The organism is Anoxybacillus eryuanensis (assembly GCF_051200995.1).
GTDB classification, from domain to species: domain Bacteria; phylum Bacillota; class Bacilli; order Bacillales; family Anoxybacillaceae; genus Anoxybacillus; species Anoxybacillus tengchongensis.
Genome location: NZ_JBPODS010000003.1, coordinates 96738 through 114379 on the forward strand (window position 1 = coordinate 96738; position 17642 = coordinate 114379).

Genomic DNA, 17642 nt, shown 5'->3' on the forward strand with positions numbered 1-17642 from the left:
GCTCGCAAATTTCTACATTGAAAGTTGAATACGTCGAACAAAAAAATAAATAATGAAATGACCGGCTCCAACAATTAGCATTAATGATGGAATAGCTTCTTTTGCATCAAATAGCGTAATGCCTAATAAAAACAATAGCACAGACGTTGCACGTCCACCGTTCAAAAACAATTCTCGAATGACAATATATTCAATTCGCCACTCTTTCGCCTGATTGCTTTGTCCAATCACGTCAAACGTAAGCGACAAATACGGAACAAGTAAAATCGGATAGCCGATTGCAATAAGCGCTCCATATATGATCAGCTTTGTGTACGATAAATCAAAAACGAGTAAAAAGACAGAGGCATATAACAATAAGCCACCAAATAAAATAGCGCGCAACCGCCATTGTCGTTTCATATATTTGGACGCAAACGAGTACGTAATAAACGAAACAATCGCGTTAATCAACCCAAATACACCAAGCGCTTTTTCTGTTCCTGTCGCCATAAACAAAAAAATGGAAACAATAAACACAAACGTTCCTTCGCGAAATCCTTGAAAAAAATGGGCGTTCGTGATCATTCTCCAGTTTTTATTTTTCTTTCTCTCATCATACACTGAACGAAGCGCAAAGCGCCCTGACGAACCTCTTCGATGCAAAAAAAAGCTAAGTATAACAGCAACAAGAAATAAACATAAGGAAGCTAAAAAAATCGCCATATACCCGGTAAACTTCTCACTTGAAGCGATAACCCATCCTGCCAGTGGTGGACCAATCATTCCAGCCACAGACGTCATCGCTCCAAGTAATCCATTAAATAAATCACGTGTGCTCGGTTCAGTAATTTCAAATGTTAATACGTTAAATGCGAGCCAATAAAAACCGTAACCAACACCTAGCAATCCGCCAAGTAAAAACAAATGGTTCATCGCCTTATTTCCGCTAAACAATACAACTAAAAAAAAGAGAGCTAAAAACGTAACGCCCATTCGTAAAACAATGACGCGATCAATCTTTTTCGCAATTTGCCCAGCAACAATAAACGCCAGTGGCTGCCATGTAACGATTGCTAAATTGTACACACCTAGCGCATGAAAACTGTTTACTTTTTTCCAAACATATACGTTCACAAACGTATTCGATAAAGCGATACTTAAAGAATACAATCCACCAATCGCCAATAGAAGAAACAATTGTCGATGCGCGCGAATATGCGCGATGATTCGTTTCCATCTGTTCATAAGCAAACTCCCTTTCTTGACAAGTAGTTTGCCTACTCTTTTATAGCGATATACAAAAAGAGCCCGACAAAATTTGTCGAGCTCTTCATCATTATTTTGCCGCCGCGTAGCGCTTCGCAACTTCGTCCCAGTTCACGACATTCCAAAACGCTGAAATATAATCTGGACGGCGATTTTGATATTTTAAGTAATACGCATGCTCCCACACGTCTAATCCTAAAATCGGTGTTTTACCTTCCATTAATGGTGTATCTTGGTTTGGTGTACTTGTTACTTCAAGTTGACCGTTATGGACGACAAGCCACGCCCAACCAGAACCGAAGCGCGTAGCTGCAGCTTTTGAAAATTCTTCTTTAAACTTCTCAAAGCTACCGAATGTGGCATTAATCGCTTCAGCTAATTCGCCTGTTGGTTCACCGCCACCATTTGGTGAGAGAATAGTCCAAAAGAGCGAGTGATTTGCATGTCCCCCTCCATTGTTACGAACAGCTGTACGGATGTTTTCCGGTACTGCATCTAAATTAGCCATTAACTCTTCAATTGTTTTGTTTTGCAATTCTGGATGACCTTCAAGCGCTGCGTTTAAGTTTGTTACATACGCGTTATGATGTTTTGTGTGATGAATGTTCATTGTTTCCTTATCAATATGTGGTTCTAACGCGTCGTAAGCATAAGGCAATTGTGGTAGTTCAAATGCCATACTTCATTCCTCCTCATTTATTATGTAATTGTTCACAAATGAAACGGATAAATTATATTTAGAAACAGAAAAGTTTCATAAGTGAACCTACTTTAAGAGTACCAAAATAAAACGAATGTTTCAAATTATTTGCAAAAAAACCTCGCTAATTTACTTAGCGAGGCAAATGGACCCTGCAGGACTCGAACCTGCGACCAGACGGTTATGAGCCGTCCGCTCTAACCAGCTGAGCTAAGGGTCCACTATATCCGATGGTAATTTTATCAAAAAAGATACATATCGTCAATACATGTTACACTTGAAACAAAATGGTTGTGTAGCGAACATAAAAAGAAGTAGAATGAGAAATGATGATGCGTAAAGGATGTGAATGATGATGTGGAAACGATTATTACAAAGTCTTTATTCTCCTGTACATATTGCTCGCTTTCGCTTTCATCCGATCGGAAAGGCGATTAGTTACGTGTTCTTTTTATCGCTTATTGCGACGTTGCCGATTGCTATTTACTTTACGATAAGTATAAACAAAATGATCGGCTCAACGCATCAACTATTGACCGAAGAACTTCCTCCTTTTGAAGTCGTTGATGGCGTATTGATAGCTAATGAAAAAGAACCGATTGAGATTATACGTCCTGACGTGACGATGTTATTGGATAGCACAGGTACACTAACAACAGATGATGTAGCACGCTATACAAATGCAGTGGCGTTTTTAAAAGAAGAATTTGCACTTGTGGCAAATGGACACGTTCAATCATATCCGTATAGTGTCATGCAAGTGGAGCGTTTTACAAACAAAGATGTATATGAATTTACGGGCACGCTACAATCGTTACTCCCTATCGTCATTTCGCTATCGTTTTTTGTTTTATACTTTTTCACATGTACGAGCAAATTTCTTTACGTTACCGTCCTAGCATTTATCGGTCTTATTTTTCGCGGCACGTTAAATAAACGTGGCTCATATCGCCACATGTGGAGCCTTTCCGCTTACTCCATCACACTAGCAACGATCTTTTTTACCGTTATGGAAGCATTACAAATTGTCGTTCCATACGCTGTCGCGTTAGATTGGTTCGTTTCTATCACCATTTTGTTCGTTTCCATTAAAGAACTTCCTTCCGTGAAAGAAGCAGGCTAATGAGCCTGCTTCTCACAATTTAAATGCTGTAGTTAGTGTAGATAGCGACTGAGATAATTCGTTTAATCGTTCACCAACACGATACATGTCGTTCATTTGCTTCGTTTGATCATACGAGACCGACATCATTTCTTCCGCGCTTGCTAACGTTTGTTGAGCAACCGAAGCAAACGCCACTGTGACTGTTTCGATCATAGGCAATAATTGCTGAAACTGCTCTAATTCACTTTCCATTTGTGCCACGTTGCGATTGACACGCTGAATCTCTTTTAATAAATGGTCAAACGAACGCTTCGCTTCATTTGCAGAAGCCAACTGATGCTGTAAATGCGTCACCATCCCTTGAAACTGGTTAGTCGCATGAATCGATACTTCTTCCATTGCAAAAATGGATGACGTAATTTCTTCCGTTGCTTTTGAAGCATGTTCCGCCAGTTTTCTCACTTCTGTAGCGACAACTGCAAATCCTTTTCCTGCTTCACCAGCACGAGCGGCTTCAATAGTTGCATTGAGCGCCAACAACTTCGTTTGCTCGGCAATTTGACGAATGACATCGACAACTTTTGTAATTAACATAGAATGATGTTTCACACTTTGAATCGTATCATTTACTTCTTTAAATTGCTCAGCAAATGAATGAATATCAGCAATTAAATGCGCCAGTCGCTTTTCTCCACCTTTCGATGATTCATTCATATCGGTCGCACTTGCTGAAATGTTTTGTACACTTGCTAACACATGTTGCATCCTCTTTTTCATCTCATCCACGTGATGAATGCTTTCATCTGAAGCATTTGCCGTTTCTTCTGCTCCTTGCTTTACAGTTGCAATAGCTGATATGAGTTGATCGTTTGATTCAATGATATGTTCAGAGACGTGCTCTAAGTCCCCTCCTGTAATAGCTAACTGTTTTGTTGTTTCGTTCATTTCACGAATGACCGTTTTCATGCTCGTCAACATTCGTTGAAAACTACGCGCAAGAGAATCGATCTCCGGCGTCGTCGAATACATATGTTCGTCAACCGTTAAATCTCCTCGCGATAATCGGCTCATTGCATGACGAAGTTGAGCAATCGGCTTCGTTAATCCACTAACTAACCATCTAATCATAAATGTTGCAACGATAACGCTAATCACAATGGCCATAAGTGTTAGATTGGCGAGTTGTTGAATAGGTTGCATAAACTGTTCATCAGGTACAGCTACAACGTATGTTCCTTTTAACTCTTGAATCGTTTTATACGCAAATGTATATGTACGTCCGTTCCACTCCAAATGCGACACACCATTTTTTTTCTTCGCAATCGTTTCTTGGATCGATTTCGGTACATGGAGTTGCTCATTTCGCTCAAATGTTTTGACTTTCTCATCTCGAATTAAAAATATATCTACACTTAGACCATCTTGCATAAGTTCTGCTTTTTGCTGTTTGATCGCAGAACGTAAACTTTTTTCAAATAGTTGTTCATTTCCTGCATGAATATACATAAGATTACGTGTCACTTCAAACATCATCGTCGCTTCTCTTTCCAGACGGTTTTCAATCGCTTTTACCGTCGCTTCTTTCGCTTGGTGATAAGCAATCATCCCAACAATGCTCAGCGAAGTAATTAAAACGCTAAAAAATAAAATGAATAAACGGTTTTGTAAACTAATTTTTAATAACCATTGTTTTACTTTTGGTGATAGCTGAGCATGAAATGTTCTCATATGTGTTTTTATATTTTTCAATGGCTGTTTCATTTGTGCACGCACGACACATCCCCCCTTCGACAAATACAGACAAAGAATACCAAAAAAATATAAATGTTACGTTAAGTGAATGTTAAGTGATGTAAAGGGAATGTAATTTTTACTCATATATCATGGGGACAAGCCATATGAATAGAGTAAAGAAGAAACACAGGTGGGGAATGGAATGAAAAACATGTTTATCTTTCTTATGTTCATTGCTATATGTGCCATCGCTTACCATGATCTCACAGACGGAACGATTCATACGATTCGTTCGCAAACAACGGTCAAGCAAACGAACGATTTACCGTATCGCGAAGTAACCGTCCAACGTGGCGATACACTCCTCTCCATTATCGAGCGTGAAATGAATAGTAAATTGCCGGTGTCTATCGATCAACTCATTACCGACTTTCAAGCGCTCAATCCACATGTGAACGCGCACTCACTTCAAGCAGGAAAAACGTATCGCATTCCACACTATAAGCAGAAATAGCAAAAACATTGTCAACAAATACGAAACATTGCTACAATAAAAAATGACTTGATCAATACGTTAAAGGAGCGATTGACGCGTGAGTGAAATCATTCATCGTTCAAAAACCCGTCCTGTTCGTGTAGGGAACATCACCATTGGCGGGAATAATGAAGTCGTCATCCAAAGTATGACGACAACAAAAACACATGATGTCGATGCAACCGTTGCCCAAATCCATCGACTTGAAGAAGCTGGATGCCAAATCGTTCGCGTCGCTTGCCCAGATGAAAGAGCAGCAGATGCGATCGCTGAAATAAAAAAGCGTATTAATATTCCACTCGTTGTTGATATTCATTTTGACTATCGCCTTGCTTTAAAAGCGATTGAAAACGGGGCCGATAAAATTCGCATTAACCCAGGAAACATCGGCAAGCGCGAAAAAGTCGAAGCTGTTGTGAAAGCAGCAAAAGAGCGTGGCGTACCGATTCGCATCGGGGTGAACGCCGGTTCGCTTGAAAAGCGCATTTTAGAAAAATACGGGTATCCTACTGCAGACGGAATGGTCGAAAGTGCTTTGCATCATATCCGTATTTTAGAAGACCTTGATTTTCAAGATATTATCGTGTCATTGAAAGCTTCTGATGTTCGCTTAGCGATTGAAGCATATGAAAAAGCGGCTCGCGCATTCGACTATCCGCTACACCTCGGCATTACGGAATCGGGTACGTTATTTGCAGGAACAGTAAAAAGTGCGGCCGGACTCGGCGCCATTTTAAGCAAAGGAATTGGTAACACGGTGCGTGTATCCCTTAGCGCTGACCCTGTTGAAGAAGTAAAAGTGGCTCGCGAGTTGCTGAAAGCATTCGGTCTTGCAGCGAACGCTGCAACATTAATTTCTTGTCCAACATGCGGACGAATTGAAATTGACTTAATTCGCATCGCAAATGAAATTGAAGAATATATCGCAAAAATTAAAGCACCGATTAAAGTAGCAGTTCTCGGCTGTGCAGTAAATGGGCCTGGAGAAGCGCGTGAAGCTGACATTGGTATTGCAGGGGCTCGCGGAGAAGGATTATTGTTCCGCCATGGACAAATTGTACGCAAAGTACCAGAAGAAACGATGGTTGAAGAATTGAAAAAAGAAATTGATAAATTAGCCGAAGAGTATGCATTGAAAGGAAAGCAAAAATAAGAGGGGGTATTCCCCTCTTATTTTACCAAAATCGGACGAAAAAGCTTAAAATAATGGAAACAGCACCAATTCCAATCGCCCAAGCACCTAGTGTTTCTGCTCCTCGACGGCGGGCGATAAACCCGAAAATAATGCCAGCTGCCCCCATAATGACTGGCATAAGAAAAAGGGAAACAACCGATAAAGCAAGCGCAAGCCACCCTACGCCACGACCGTTTTCTTCATGCTTTACCTCCCGATCAGAAAATCGAATCGGCTCAGCAATTTCACCTGCTGTTTCTTCCATAAAATCTCTTTCAACATTTGGAACAGTGTCGATTCGTGCATTGTCGTACGATTGTTGCTGACGTTCATTGTCCATGACAATTCCCTCGCTTTCGTAAAATGAGGAGCACTATTATTATGTAATAAGCGATACGTCATTATAGATGTTACTTTATGTCAATGTTATAATGGGCAAGAAACACCCACCATAGAAAGGATGAACAAACATGAGCAAGCAACGATTCGGCATCGATATTGACGGAACCGTTACATGTCCAAGCACATTTATCCCATACTTAAACAAGTCGTTCAAAAAAAATTTAACGCTCGATGATATTACCGATTACGATTTAGTCCCTTTTTTAGATACGACGGAAGAAAAATTAAATGAATGGATGGAGCGATATGAGCCGATTATTTACAGTGAAGCCCCTCTTGCGAATGGAGCGTTAGAGGTCATTAATAGCTGGAAAGATGAGTATGAGCTATATTACATTAGTGCACGAGGTCGCCACTTATATGAAGTCACGGAAAAATGGTTTCAACAATACGGTGTTCATTATCATCATATTGAGCTTATCGGTTCGCACAATAAAATTGAAGCCGTAAAAAAATATGGAATCGACATTTTTTTTGAAGATAAATACGATAACGCATGCGACATTGCGGAACAATGCCTTATCCCTGTCATTTTATTTGATACTCCGTACAATCGTGGTCCACTACCAAAAGGGGTCATTCGTGTGTACAACTGGCATGAGGCGAAACAACAAGTAGAAAAATTACTTACAACAACAAGCTGACATTACACGTCAGCTTGTTGTTGGCACATTGGACACGTTCCGTACACTTCGAATTTATGCCCTGAAATAGTATATCCTTGCAAATCTTCTATCAATTCGTTCATCGGACAAGTCACAAGCTCTTTCGTCTTACCGCACGACATACAAATAAAATGGTGATGATGATGGTGCATATTACATGTAAACCGAAAGTGCTTTTCTCCGGATAGCTCCGTCGTTTCTAAAATACCGAGCTCAACAAATAGTGCCAAGTTGCGATAAACCGTATCAAAACTTAGTCCCGGATACCTCTCTTTCATCACATCCAGCACATCTTTGGCTGTTAAATATTTATCTGTTTTTGCAAACAGCTCAAGCATTTCTTCGCGCTTTCCTGTATACTTAAATCCCTTCTCTTTCATTAACCGTAGCGCTTCAGAAACGTTCACGCTTCGTCATCCTCTCTTCCATTTTTTCCACATGATCGCCCCAATTAATATACAAACTGCTAATAAAACGATCGTTCCACCAGGAGCTAAATTCAAATAATAAGAAAGAAACAATCCGACAATAACTGCAAGCTCCCCGAATATAACCGACAACCATAGCGCTTGTTTAAATCCTTTCGCTATTCGAATGCTTGCAGCAACAGGAAGAGTCATGAGTGACGAAACAAGCAAAATGCCGACAATGCGCATCGACGCAGCAATGACAAGAGCTACTAACACAATGAAAACAAAATGGAGCGATTTTACTTTCACTCCCGATGCTTGCGCATATTCTTCGTCAAATGATAAAATAAACCACTCTTTATAAAACAGAAAAATGACAGTAAGCACGATGAAAAAAATGATGCTAATCGTCCATACGTCCGTCGTGCTGACTGCACTGACGCTTCCAAATAAATATGAAAACAAATCGGTATTAAAGCCATCCGCAAGTGAAATAAAAATGACACTTAAACCGATGCCTCCTGATAAAATGATCGGAATCGCTAATTCTTGATAATGCTTATATACCGTACGCAACTTTTCAATAAATAACGAACCTACGACAGAAAATGCCATCCCAATATAAATCGGGTTTAATGTCGCAAACGTTAAAAATTTTTTTTGTACAAGTAAGCTGGCTGCAATTCCCGCAAGTGTTACGTGGCTTAATGCATCAGCAATAAGCGATAGCCTTCTGACGACAATGAACACCCCTAAAAGAGGGGCGATAAATCCGATCAATATACCAACAATAAACGCGTTTTGTAAAAACTCATATTGAAATAAAGCTTCTAACATATACACCCCCCTTTCTACGCATGATCGTGAGCAAGTAAATGAAGATGATGCCCATAAAATGATGCGACATCTTCTGTTTTCAGCTGAGCAAACTGTTGCACACTGCCATGGAAATGTAAATGTTTGTTTAAACATGCGACATGTGTCACTTTTTCTGTAATCGTTCCAATATCGTGTGTCACAAGGAGTAATGTCATGCGATGTTGCTTATTTAACCGCTCAAGCATGTCGTAAAAACTTTGTACATGATGCACATCGACCCCGACAGTCGGTTCATCTAAAATTAAAAATTCTGGTTGTGACACGATGGCACGAGCGATAAATACACGCTGTTGTTGACCGCCCGAAAGTTCCCCGATATTACGACGAATAAACGGGCCCATGCCAACCGCATCGATCGCTTCATATACCGCTCTTTCATCACGTTTGTCTAATCGTCGAAATAAACCTAACTTTCCTGTTAAACCGCTTGCGACAACTTCATACACGGTCGCAGGAAATCCAGTATTAAAACTATTTGCTTTTTGAGATACAAAACCGATTTTATGCCAATCTTTAAACTGCTCAATTGGTGTGCCAAATAAAAAAATTTGTCCTGTTTGTGGTTTTAGCAACCGTAAAATACATTTTAACAATGTCGATTTTCCTGAGCCATTTGGCCCAACTAAACCAACGAACGCTCCTTTTGGAATGTGAAAATTAATATGTTGCAATACATCTTCATCATCATATCGAAACGATACGTTCTCAACACGTAAAATATCGTCCATCGTTTGACCACCTTAATTCAAAATAATTCCGATTCATAGTATAGCGCATTTGTTTTTATTAATGAATAGCGGACTTAAATTTCGCTCCACGTACTTCTTGTGTGTTCATAATGGTAATAAAGGCGTTTTGGTCAATTTCATATACAATCGACTTCAACTTCGTCACTTCCAAGCGAGTAACAACGGCATAAATGACTTCTTTTTGCTCGTCCGTATAACCACCTTTCCCCATCAGCTTCGTTGTCCCGCGTCCGAGTCGATTTAAAATCGCATCTGACACTTCCTCGTAATGGTCTGACACGATCAAAACCGCTTTTGTTTCATCTAATCCTTGAATGACGGTATCAATCGTTTTAAAAGCGATATAATAAGTTAAAACAGAATACATCGCTTGCTTTGGTCCGAATACAAACGCCGCCCAAGTAAAAATAAAAACGTTTGTAAACATAACAAATTCACCAACGGAAAACGGTAATTTTTTCGTCATTAAAATTCCTAAAATTTCCGTCCCATCTAGTGAGCCACCATGGCGAATGACAAGTCCCACGCCTGCACCAAGAATAGCCCCGCCAAACACTGTCGCTAAAATGGAATCTGTTGTAAATGGAGATACATGGTGAAATAACCGTTCCATAACAGCTAACACAACGATGGAATAAAGTGAGGAAAGCATAAACGTTTTCCCGATTTGTTTATAACCAAAATACATAAATGGTGTATTCAACAAAATGACAAGTGTCGCAAAGTTCAACCATGCGTAATTTGGAAGAATGCGATCAAGAATAAGGGAAATACCAATTACCCCACCATCGATAATTTCATTTGGCACTAAGAACAACTCGATGGATAACGCTGCGAGCGTTGCACCAATTGTCATCATGACAAGACGATACAGCAGATGGCTGATCGTCTCTTTTTTATGTTGTCTTTTCATTCCAATCTCTCCCTTCATCTATTTTATTATATCATTGCACATCTTCCTTTTCTTGTTCATATCGTAAACAAGGAGGGATGTGACGTGAACGTATATCATAAAATCGTTCAACATAAAATGAAATCCATCACCGCAAACGAGTTAATGACGTATGCAAAACAATATAACGTTTCGCTTTCTCCAAAAGATGCGGAAACGATTATTCAAATGATGCGCGAAAAGACGATTGATGTGTTTAATGAACAAGCAAGAAAAAACTGGATTCGCGAACTCGCCCATCGCACATCACCACAACTCGCTAAACAAGCCAATGATTTCATTCGCCAATTTATACAGTAAGAAGGCTGCCTACGGACAGCCTTCTTCTACTCAACAATTTTTTCGCGAACGTTCGGATCGAACTGTTGTGCACGCAACATGGCAATTTCAAATTTATATGGTGGCTTCGCAGATGCTTTCTCACCGACATATGGCGTTTCTAAAATCTTCGGCACATGCATAAGCTGCGGATGATGCACAATATAATTTAGCGCATCAAAACCGATATGACCGAAACCGATATTTTCATGACGGTCTTTACGGCTACCACACGGATTTTTACTATCATTAATATGCAATACCTTAAGACGGTCAAGCCCAATGATGCGATCAAATTGCTCTAATACGCCGTCAAAATCATTCACAATATCGTACCCTGCATCGTGCGTATGACACGTATCAAAGCAGACAGACAACTTATCGTTATGTGTCACACCGTCAATGATTTTCGCTAACTCCTCAAAACGACTGCCACATTCCGATCCTTTTCCTGCCATCGTTTCTAAAGCAATTTGTACTTGTTGGTCAGTTGTCATCACTTCATTTAATCCTTCAATAATTTTTTCAATTCCTGCTTCAATACCTGCGCCAACATGCGCCCCTGGATGAAGAACAAGCTGCTTGGCACCAATCGCTTCTGTTCGTTCAATTTCTGAACGTAAAAAAGAAACACCTAGAGAAAATGTATCGGCATTCATTGTATTACCGATATTAATGATGTACGGAGCATGTACGACGATTTCATCAATCCCATGTTCTTTCATATGGGCACGTCCTTTATCAATGTTTAGTTCTTCGATTGGTTTCCGTCTCGTGTTTTGTGGTGCTCCCGTATAAATCATAAACGTATTTGCCCCATACGATACCGCTTCTTTACTCGCAGCTAGCAGCATCTCTTTTCCGCTCATCGATACGTGTGAACCAATTTTTAACACTTTCTTCTCTCCCTTATTTCTTTTTCGCTCTTTGCTTTTGTAGCTGTTCTCGCAATTTTTTCTTATATCCCGGCTTTACTTTCTTTTGTTTTTTCGCTATTTTTTCAACGAGTTGCTCTACTTCATCAACTTTTTTCTCTTTTTTCCGTCCGTTCCATGCATCAAGTTCGATCCATTCGCCGTGGCGCAAATCACGATGGAGAAAATGAATGCCTTTCTTTTCTAACTTGACTAGCGCATGTTGATCTGATGACTCATAAATCGTTGCAGCAATGCCGGCATAACCTGCACGTCCTGTCCGACCAGTGCGATGAACATAAAAATCTACGTCTGACGGCAATTCATAGTTAATGACGTGGCTGACTCCCTCAATATCAATTCCACGCGCCGCTAAATCCGTTGCAACAATATATTGAAATTGCAAATCACGAATCGCTTTCATCATTTTTTTCCGTTCACGTGGCGTTAAATCTCCATGTAACACGCCTACTTTTAATCCTTTATCAATCAAACCGTTTGCTACTTCGTCAGCTGCTTTTCTCGTATTTACAAACGCGATAGCTAAATATGGGTTGTAGGCAACTAATATATCATGTAAAAGTTGCAACCGATCACGATGACGAAGCGGAATTAAAATATGTTCAATCGTTGATGCTGCGACTTGTTTTGGTGCGATATGAATATGAGTCGGATTCTCCATATACTTTTTCAAAAACGGCTTTAACTTTTCTGGAATTGTTGCAGAAAAAACTAACATTTGTAAATCTTCAGGCATACGGCCTGCGATGCGATCAACATCTGCAATAAACCCCATATCGAGCATAACATCTGCTTCGTCAACGACGAGCATGCGGGCTGTATGGACAAATAACGCTTGTTCGCGAACGAGATCATCAATGCGCCCCGGTGTACCAATGACAAGATGAGGCTGTGTTTTCAGTTTTTCAATCGACCGTAACTTATCCGTTCCGCCAACAAAACATCGGGCTGTAATGCGGTGATCATTCGGACAAAATTTTACAATTTTTAATACCTCATGATAAATTTGTGTTGCCAATTCACGCGTCGGTGCAGTAATTACCGCTTGTACTTCGTCTACACGTGGGTCAATACGCTGAATAATTGGCAATAAATAAGCATGTGTCTTCCCTGTTCCTGTTTGCGACTGGCCGATGACACTTTCACCACGCAACACAGCAGGAATGACACGCTCTTGAATAGGTGTCGGCTTATGAAACTTTAAATGTTGAATCGCCTCTATAATAAACGGATGAAACGGAAAACGTTCAAACATCGTTTCTCATCCCCTTTCTCATTCAATAAAAAATAGACCAGTTACATATTATATACGAACATAAACCGTTCATTCAACTATATGAGCTTTCTTGCATATCGTAATATAGATAAAATGAGCAAAAAGCTTTACCATGTAAAGAAAGGAGGAACTTCATTGCGACGTCCATTTATGTTTCCACCTTCGCGTCCACCGATACCACCCATGTGGCAACAACCAATGATGCGACAAGCACAAGGAGGCATGTTTTCGCGATTGTTCGGTAGCCAACTTCCTACACAAGCATTTGGTGCTGGTGGAGCATTGCCGAGTATTGATTCAATGTTAACAAATGTACAAAAAATGTTAAACATGGTTCAAACGATTACACCGATGGTACAACAATACGGTCCACTCATTAAAAGCGTGCCATCGATGATGCGAATTTTTCGTGAACTAAAACAAACTGACAATACAAACGAAACAACTAAAACGTCAAATGAAATAAGTGCGGCAACAACCGAAAAACAAACTGAACAGCAACCATCGAAAAAACAACGTCCTGTTCCAACAGCAAAAGAACGAGAACAAGAAAAAACGTATGAAAAAGGGAAATCCATTCCAAAACTATATATTTAACTTTTGTATGTTCGCTCCTTCTTTTATATAATGAATACGACAAACACGCCAAGAAGGAGCGATCCATTATGGAAGTCATTAAAATTACGCCACGCGGATATTGTTACGGAGTCGTTGATGCGATGGTTATCGCCCGCAACGCCGCGCTCGATCCGACGTTACCAAGACCGATCTACATTTTAGGCATGATCGTTCATAATAAACATGTAACCGATGCATTCGCTGAAGAAGGAATTATTACGCTTGACGGCCCGAATCGACTTGAAATTTTAGAAAGTATCGATCGTGGCACAGTCATTTTTACTGCCCACGGTGTTTCACCTGAGGTGAAACAGCGCGCAAGAGAAAAAGGACTTGTTACAATTGATGCCACATGCCCTGATGTCACGAAAACACATGATTTAATTCGCGAAAAAGTAGCGAACGGCTATGAAGTCATTTACATCGGAAAAAAAGGACATCCTGAACCTGAAGGAGCAATTGGCGTTGCACCACACGCTGTTCATTTAATTGAAAAACTTGAAGATGTAGAACAACTGAATATTCAATCGAAACACATTATTGTGACAAACCAAACGACGATGAGTCAATGGGATGTGGCACATATTATGGAAAAAGTGAAAGAAAAATATCCGCACGTCGAAATGCACCGTGAAATTTGCTTAGCGACACAAGTACGGCAAGAAGCCGTTGCTGAACAAGCAAAAGAAGCAGATGTAACGATCGTTGTCGGTGATCCAAGAAGTAATAATTCCAATCGACTCGCACAAGTATCTGAAGAAATTGCCGGAACGAAAGCGTATCGTGTTGCAGACGTGACTGAAATCGACATCGAATGGATTAAAGACGCCAAAAAAGTCGCAGTGACTGCCGGCGCATCCACACCAACACCCATTACAAAAGAAGTCATCGACTTTTTAGAGCAGTTTGATCCGAACAATCCTGAAACATGGAAGCGTGAACGAAAAGTACCACTAACCAAGATTTTACCAAAAGTGAAAAAAAGAGGCGAATAAGCCTCTTTTTTATATGAACGTAAATGGCTCTGTGTTCGTTTGCGACACGTATATATCGACATCGAATTTTTGTTGTGCACACATCGTTTTTAATACGTTCGCCACTCCTTCTTTCATCACCTTTTCGACATGATGCCCCGGGTCAACGACATTTAAACCGAGCATTAACGCATCATGTGCGACATGATAATATAAGTCACCTGTTACGTACACATCAGCACCGCTCATTTTTGCTTCATGAATATATTTATTTCCGTCACCACCAATGACTGCAACTTTACGAACACGACTCGCCAATTCACCAACGACACGAACAGCCGGTACATGCAATGATGTTTTCACATGTTCCGCAAATTGTTGCAACGTCATCTCTTCGCTTAATGTCCCGATTCGTCCGAGCCCATATGTCGTCCCCTTATTGTCAAGCGGATATACATCATACGCTACTTCTTCATACGGATGAGCTTGTAACATCGCTCGAATGACCTTTCGTTGCAAACGTGCAGGGACGATCGTTTCGATGCGTACTTCTTCTACTGTTTCTAACTTCCCTTGTTGACCGATAAACGGATTTGCTCCTTCTTCTGGTAAAAACGTACCTATGCCTTCGCTATTAAATGTACAATGGCTATAATTTCCGATATGTCCAGCACCGGCATCGCCCATTGCTTTGCGCACCGCATCCGCATGTGTGCGTGGCACATATACGACAAGCTTTTTCAGCGGCTCTTCGTACGTTGGTACGAGAACATCAACATTTTGTAATTGCAGTGCCTCAGCGAGCCAGTCGTTCACCCCGCCCTTAGCGATATCTAAATTCGTGTGCGCAGCGTAAATAGCAATGTTATGTTTGATACACTTTTCAATCATGCGACCATACGGCTGATCGGTAACAATATGTTTAAGCGGACGAAAAATCGGTGGATGATGCGCAATAATTAAATCAATTTCATGTGCAATTGCTTCATCGACAACATGTTCTAATACGTCTAACGTAATCATGACGCGTCGAATTGGCTTGTTTAACGTACCGATTTGTAAACCGATTTTATCCCCTTCCACCGCTAAATGTTTTGGAGCAAACTGTTCGAACAGTTGGATGATTTCATATCCGTTTGGGGTTTTCATCTGTTTAAAGCCTCCTCTACCATATGCAATGTTTCAACAAATTGTTGTTTCTTTTTCATTGCTTCTTCTGTTTTTGCATGTTTCAGTTGCTCGATGACATCCCGCCAATGTTTCATTTCTAGCGCCCATTTTTTTTCAAACACGTCATTTCGCTCTTTCAATAAAAACGGACCGAGCAACAATTCGACATGGAGCTGCGTATATGGCCGATAAGGATTGCCACGCTCCGCAACGAGCACTTCATAAATTTGTCCATCTTCTTCTAAAATGCGTTCATCTATTAGCTCCCACTCATTTTCTAACAGCCATCGCCGTACAATATGCGCACCGACATTTGGTTGTAAAATGAGCCGCTTCACAGCTGTTAATTTTCCTTTTCCTGCTTCTAAAATGTTTGAGATGAGCGTACCCCCCATCCCGGCAATTGTGACACAATTCACCTCATTTGGCGCAACAACTTGTAGTCCGTCCCCTTTACGAACGGAAATGACACGAGAAAGTCCGCATTTTTCCACTTGTTGCTTTGCTGAACGAAACGGCCCATCCGCTACCTCACCCGCAATCGCTTTTGTTATGTATCCGTGCAAATACGCATAGCATGGCAAATAAGCATGGTCTGAACCGATGTCTGCTAGTACGCTTCCTTTTGGAATGAATGAAACAACTGTTTGTAACCGTTTAGATAGCTGTAATTCGTTCAATGATAGTCACCACACTTTTTTCTTCAGTTTATCATGTTTTGCAAAAAACGAAAAATCCCTTCACCGAGGTAAAGGGACTTTTCTACTTCGTTTATTTCAATTCAGCAAGCCATTTTGCCATCTCTTCTGCTTGATCCGCAGGGACTAGTCCAGCTGGCATGCTTCCACGACCGTTTACTAATACATCTTTAATTTGATCAACAGATAGACGGTCACCTACACCTTTTAACGCTGGACCAACACCACCTTCATAGTTCGCACCATGACATGCTACACAGCTTTTTTTGTAAATGTCTTCTGGACCCGCAGCAGCTGTTTCTTCTGTCTTCGCGCCGCCTTCTTTCTCTTTCGCCACTTCTTTCATATCCCCGAGGCCTTTTACAGACAGAAAGAAAATGAGGCCGATTCCCATTACCATAATGAGTGCAAATGGGATTAATGGATTACGATTCATACTTTACCCTCCCTTATGTAATAAAGCATGTTTTTCAAAATGAAAACGTTACAAACAATTTTATTGTACTTTAAATTCCCATAAAGGAAAAGCCCTGTATGTAAATTTTTTTAAATGAAAAATGAAGAAAAAAGAAGAATGATGCCGACAACACCCGAAATGACGAAATACATAAGCGAAAAACGCCAACCGATCAATAGCCAAACAAAACAATTACACATAACTGTTATCGCCAATGCGCTCATATTTCCTGAAAAGTACACATCGCATGCACGAATGGAAAGAAGAAGAAGCGACAAAGCGCCTACAATTAGGGCGATATGGGTAAGCATTTTATGTTGTGCAAAAAAACGGACGGTCATCAAACAAATTATGACAAAAAGTGACAAAATGAGCGTTTGCAAAACGAACGACAATTCAGTAAAATAAATGACAAGAAGAGCAAAAGGTAAAAAGATGCCGATCAAAATCATCGTAAAACGAACGGCCCATGTCGGAACTTGCTTCGTTGGTTGATCAACATCGTCGTTATGGTTCCCTTCGGTATACAACGCAAGCAAAAAATCACAATATTGTTCCGGCAACAATCGCGTTTGTTTCCAATATTTAATTTCGTTAATAATAATTTCTTTTCGTTTTTGTTCCATTGAATACGCATTCCTTC

The 17642-nt window shown here is 40.4% G+C and carries 21 protein-coding genes and 1 tRNA gene; 7 read left to right on the top strand and 15 right to left on the bottom strand.

Going from position 1 to position 17642, the window contains the following annotated elements:
* Positions 1 to 12 precede the first annotated feature (12 nt).
* The 3 genes from HNQ84_RS05065 to HNQ84_RS05075 form a co-directional block, all read right to left on the bottom strand.
* The gene (locus HNQ84_RS05065) at positions 13 to 1227 is read right to left on the bottom strand and encodes an MFS transporter (RefSeq protein WP_435621380.1); all 1215 of its coding nucleotides are present in this window, start codon (positions 1225 to 1227) and stop codon (positions 13 to 15) included.
* Between the two features lie 91 nt (positions 1228 to 1318).
* Entirely contained in the window at positions 1319 to 1927 is a 609-nt protein-coding gene (sodA, locus tag HNQ84_RS05070) for a superoxide dismutase SodA (RefSeq protein WP_183240877.1), read from the bottom strand.
* A gap of 167 nt (positions 1928 to 2094) precedes the next feature.
* Positions 2095 to 2168, bottom strand: a tRNA-Ile gene (locus HNQ84_RS05075).
* A gap of 129 nt (positions 2169 to 2297) precedes the next feature.
* Here HNQ84_RS05075 and HNQ84_RS05080 point away from each other — a divergent pair.
* Positions 2298 to 3071 (top strand): DUF1189 domain-containing protein, encoded by a 774-nt coding sequence (locus HNQ84_RS05080; RefSeq protein ID WP_183246240.1) that lies wholly within the window; start codon positions 2298 to 2300, stop codon positions 3069 to 3071.
* A 12-nt stretch (positions 3072 to 3083) separates the two neighbouring features.
* On the opposite strand, the gene HNQ84_RS05085 is transcribed toward HNQ84_RS05080, so the two are convergent.
* Positions 3084 to 4826 (bottom strand): methyl-accepting chemotaxis protein, encoded by a 1743-nt coding sequence (locus HNQ84_RS05085; RefSeq protein WP_183246238.1) that lies wholly within the window; start codon positions 4824 to 4826, stop codon positions 3084 to 3086.
* A gap of 163 nt (positions 4827 to 4989) precedes the next feature.
* Between HNQ84_RS05085 and HNQ84_RS05090 the strand changes: the two genes are divergently transcribed.
* Complete coding sequence (locus tag HNQ84_RS05090) at positions 4990 to 5301, top strand: type IV pilus assembly protein FimV (protein WP_435621381.1); 312 nt, start codon at positions 4990 to 4992, stop codon at positions 5299 to 5301.
* Positions 5302 to 5380: 79 nt separating this feature from the next.
* A complete protein-coding gene (gene ispG / locus HNQ84_RS05095; protein WP_032100067.1) occupies positions 5381 to 6475 on the top strand; it encodes a flavodoxin-dependent (E)-4-hydroxy-3-methylbut-2-enyl-diphosphate synthase in 1095 nt (364 codons plus the stop codon).
* A gap of 22 nt (positions 6476 to 6497) precedes the next feature.
* On the opposite strand, the gene HNQ84_RS05100 is transcribed toward ispG, so the two are convergent.
* The gene (locus tag HNQ84_RS05100) at positions 6498 to 6836 is read right to left on the bottom strand and encodes a DUF4190 domain-containing protein (RefSeq protein ID WP_435621382.1); all 339 of its coding nucleotides are present in this window, start codon (positions 6834 to 6836) and stop codon (positions 6498 to 6500) included.
* A gap of 130 nt (positions 6837 to 6966) precedes the next feature.
* Here HNQ84_RS05100 and HNQ84_RS05105 point away from each other — a divergent pair, with 130 nt between their 5' ends.
* Positions 6967 to 7542: a 5' nucleotidase, NT5C type gene (locus HNQ84_RS05105; protein ID WP_435621383.1), complete on the top strand. Its 576-nt coding sequence runs from the start codon at positions 6967 to 6969 to the stop codon at positions 7540 to 7542.
* Between the two features lie 2 nt (positions 7543 to 7544).
* Here the strand turns inward: HNQ84_RS05105 and HNQ84_RS05110 are convergent, their stop codons facing one another.
* The 4 genes from HNQ84_RS05110 to HNQ84_RS05125 are packed head-to-tail and all read right to left on the bottom strand — an operon-like array spanning position 7545 to position 10514.
* Complete coding sequence (locus HNQ84_RS05110; protein WP_183240893.1) at positions 7545 to 7970, bottom strand: transcriptional repressor; 426 nt, start codon at positions 7968 to 7970, stop codon at positions 7545 to 7547.
* A 6-nt stretch (positions 7971 to 7976) separates the two neighbouring features.
* Positions 7977 to 8810: a metal ABC transporter permease gene (locus HNQ84_RS05115; RefSeq protein WP_183246227.1), complete on the bottom strand. Its 834-nt coding sequence runs from the start codon at positions 8808 to 8810 to the stop codon at positions 7977 to 7979.
* 14 nt (positions 8811 to 8824) lie between these two features.
* Entirely contained in the window at positions 8825 to 9580 is a 756-nt protein-coding gene (locus HNQ84_RS05120; RefSeq protein ID WP_435621384.1) for a metal ABC transporter ATP-binding protein, read from the bottom strand.
* Positions 9581 to 9638: 58 nt separating this feature from the next.
* Positions 9639 to 10514, bottom strand: a complete 876-nt coding sequence (locus tag HNQ84_RS05125; protein ID WP_435621385.1) for a YitT family protein — start codon at positions 10512 to 10514, stop codon at positions 9639 to 9641.
* Between the two features lie 84 nt (positions 10515 to 10598).
* Here HNQ84_RS05125 and HNQ84_RS05130 point away from each other — a divergent pair, with 84 nt between their 5' ends.
* A complete protein-coding gene (locus HNQ84_RS05130) occupies positions 10599 to 10853 on the top strand; it encodes a DUF2624 domain-containing protein (RefSeq protein ID WP_435621386.1) in 255 nt (84 codons plus the stop codon).
* A gap of 26 nt (positions 10854 to 10879) precedes the next feature.
* On the opposite strand, the gene HNQ84_RS05135 is transcribed toward HNQ84_RS05130, so the two are convergent.
* The gene (locus HNQ84_RS05135) at positions 10880 to 11767 is read right to left on the bottom strand and encodes a deoxyribonuclease IV (RefSeq protein ID WP_435621387.1); all 888 of its coding nucleotides are present in this window, start codon (positions 11765 to 11767) and stop codon (positions 10880 to 10882) included.
* Positions 11768 to 11780: 13 nt separating this feature from the next.
* Positions 11781 to 13061: a DEAD/DEAH box helicase gene (locus HNQ84_RS05140; RefSeq protein ID WP_435621388.1), complete on the bottom strand. Its 1281-nt coding sequence runs from the start codon at positions 13059 to 13061 to the stop codon at positions 11781 to 11783.
* 156 nt (positions 13062 to 13217) lie between these two features.
* On the opposite strand from HNQ84_RS05140, the gene vrrA reads away from it, so the two are divergent.
* Both vrrA and HNQ84_RS05150 read left to right on the top strand, forming a co-directional pair.
* Positions 13218 to 13679 (top strand): VrrA/YqfQ family protein, encoded by a 462-nt coding sequence (vrrA, locus tag HNQ84_RS05145; RefSeq protein WP_435621389.1) that lies wholly within the window; start codon positions 13218 to 13220, stop codon positions 13677 to 13679.
* 68 nt (positions 13680 to 13747) lie between these two features.
* Complete coding sequence (locus HNQ84_RS05150; RefSeq protein ID WP_435621390.1) at positions 13748 to 14695, top strand: 4-hydroxy-3-methylbut-2-enyl diphosphate reductase; 948 nt, start codon at positions 13748 to 13750, stop codon at positions 14693 to 14695.
* A 9-nt stretch (positions 14696 to 14704) separates the two neighbouring features.
* Here HNQ84_RS05150 and HNQ84_RS05155 read toward each other — a convergent pair whose 3' ends face one another.
* From HNQ84_RS05155 to HNQ84_RS05170, 4 genes are all read right to left on the bottom strand, one after another.
* Positions 14705 to 15823: a Nif3-like dinuclear metal center hexameric protein gene (locus HNQ84_RS05155; RefSeq protein ID WP_435621391.1), complete on the bottom strand. Its 1119-nt coding sequence runs from the start codon at positions 15821 to 15823 to the stop codon at positions 14705 to 14707.
* Entirely contained in the window at positions 15820 to 16524 is a 705-nt protein-coding gene (locus HNQ84_RS05160) for a tRNA (adenine(22)-N(1))-methyltransferase (protein WP_183246209.1), read from the bottom strand. The genes HNQ84_RS05155 and HNQ84_RS05160 overlap by 4 nt, the downstream gene beginning before the upstream one ends.
* 91 nt (positions 16525 to 16615) lie before the next feature.
* Positions 16616 to 16978, bottom strand: coding sequence for a cytochrome c550 (gene cccA, locus HNQ84_RS05165; RefSeq protein WP_032100080.1), 363 nt, complete (start codon positions 16976 to 16978; stop codon positions 16616 to 16618).
* Between the two features lie 110 nt (positions 16979 to 17088).
* A complete protein-coding gene (locus HNQ84_RS05170) occupies positions 17089 to 17625 on the bottom strand; it encodes a hypothetical protein (protein ID WP_435621392.1) in 537 nt (178 codons plus the stop codon).
* Between the last annotated feature and the right edge of the window lie 17 nt (positions 17626 to 17642).

Coding starts and splice junctions, on each gene's coding strand:
- sodA (WP_183240877.1), bottom strand. CDS start 1,927: ATGGCATTTGAACTACCACAATTGCCTTATGCTTACGACGCGTTAGAA.
- HNQ84_RS05125 (WP_435621385.1), bottom strand. CDS start 10,514: ATGAAAAGACAACATAAAAAAGAGACGATCAGCCATCTGCTGTATCGT.
- HNQ84_RS05100 (WP_435621382.1), bottom strand. CDS start 6,836: ATGGACAATGAACGTCAGCAACAATCGTACGACAATGCACGAATCGAC.
- HNQ84_RS05080 (WP_183246240.1), top strand. CDS start 2,298: ATGATGATGTGGAAACGATTATTACAAAGTCTTTATTCTCCTGTACAT.
- HNQ84_RS05150 (WP_435621390.1), top strand. CDS start 13,748: ATGGAAGTCATTAAAATTACGCCACGCGGATATTGTTACGGAGTCGTT.
- HNQ84_RS05115 (WP_183246227.1), bottom strand. CDS start 8,810: ATGTTAGAAGCTTTATTTCAATATGAGTTTTTACAAAACGCGTTTATT.
- HNQ84_RS05120 (WP_435621384.1), bottom strand. CDS start 9,580: ATGGACGATATTTTACGTGTTGAGAACGTATCGTTTCGATATGATGAT.
- HNQ84_RS05170 (WP_435621392.1), bottom strand. CDS start 17,625: ATGGAACAAAAACGAAAAGAAATTATTATTAACGAAATTAAATATTGG.
- HNQ84_RS05155 (WP_435621391.1), bottom strand. CDS start 15,823: ATGAAAACCCCAAACGGATATGAAATCATCCAACTGTTCGAACAGTTT.
- HNQ84_RS05105 (WP_435621383.1), top strand. CDS start 6,967: ATGAGCAAGCAACGATTCGGCATCGATATTGACGGAACCGTTACATGT.
- HNQ84_RS05140 (WP_435621388.1), bottom strand. CDS start 13,061: ATGTTTGAACGTTTTCCGTTTCATCCGTTTATTATAGAGGCGATTCAA.
- HNQ84_RS05090 (WP_435621381.1), top strand. CDS start 4,990: ATGAAAAACATGTTTATCTTTCTTATGTTCATTGCTATATGTGCCATC.
- HNQ84_RS05065 (WP_435621380.1), bottom strand. CDS start 1,227: ATGAACAGATGGAAACGAATCATCGCGCATATTCGCGCGCATCGACAA.
- cccA (WP_032100080.1), bottom strand. CDS start 16,978: ATGAATCGTAATCCATTAATCCCATTTGCACTCATTATGGTAATGGGA.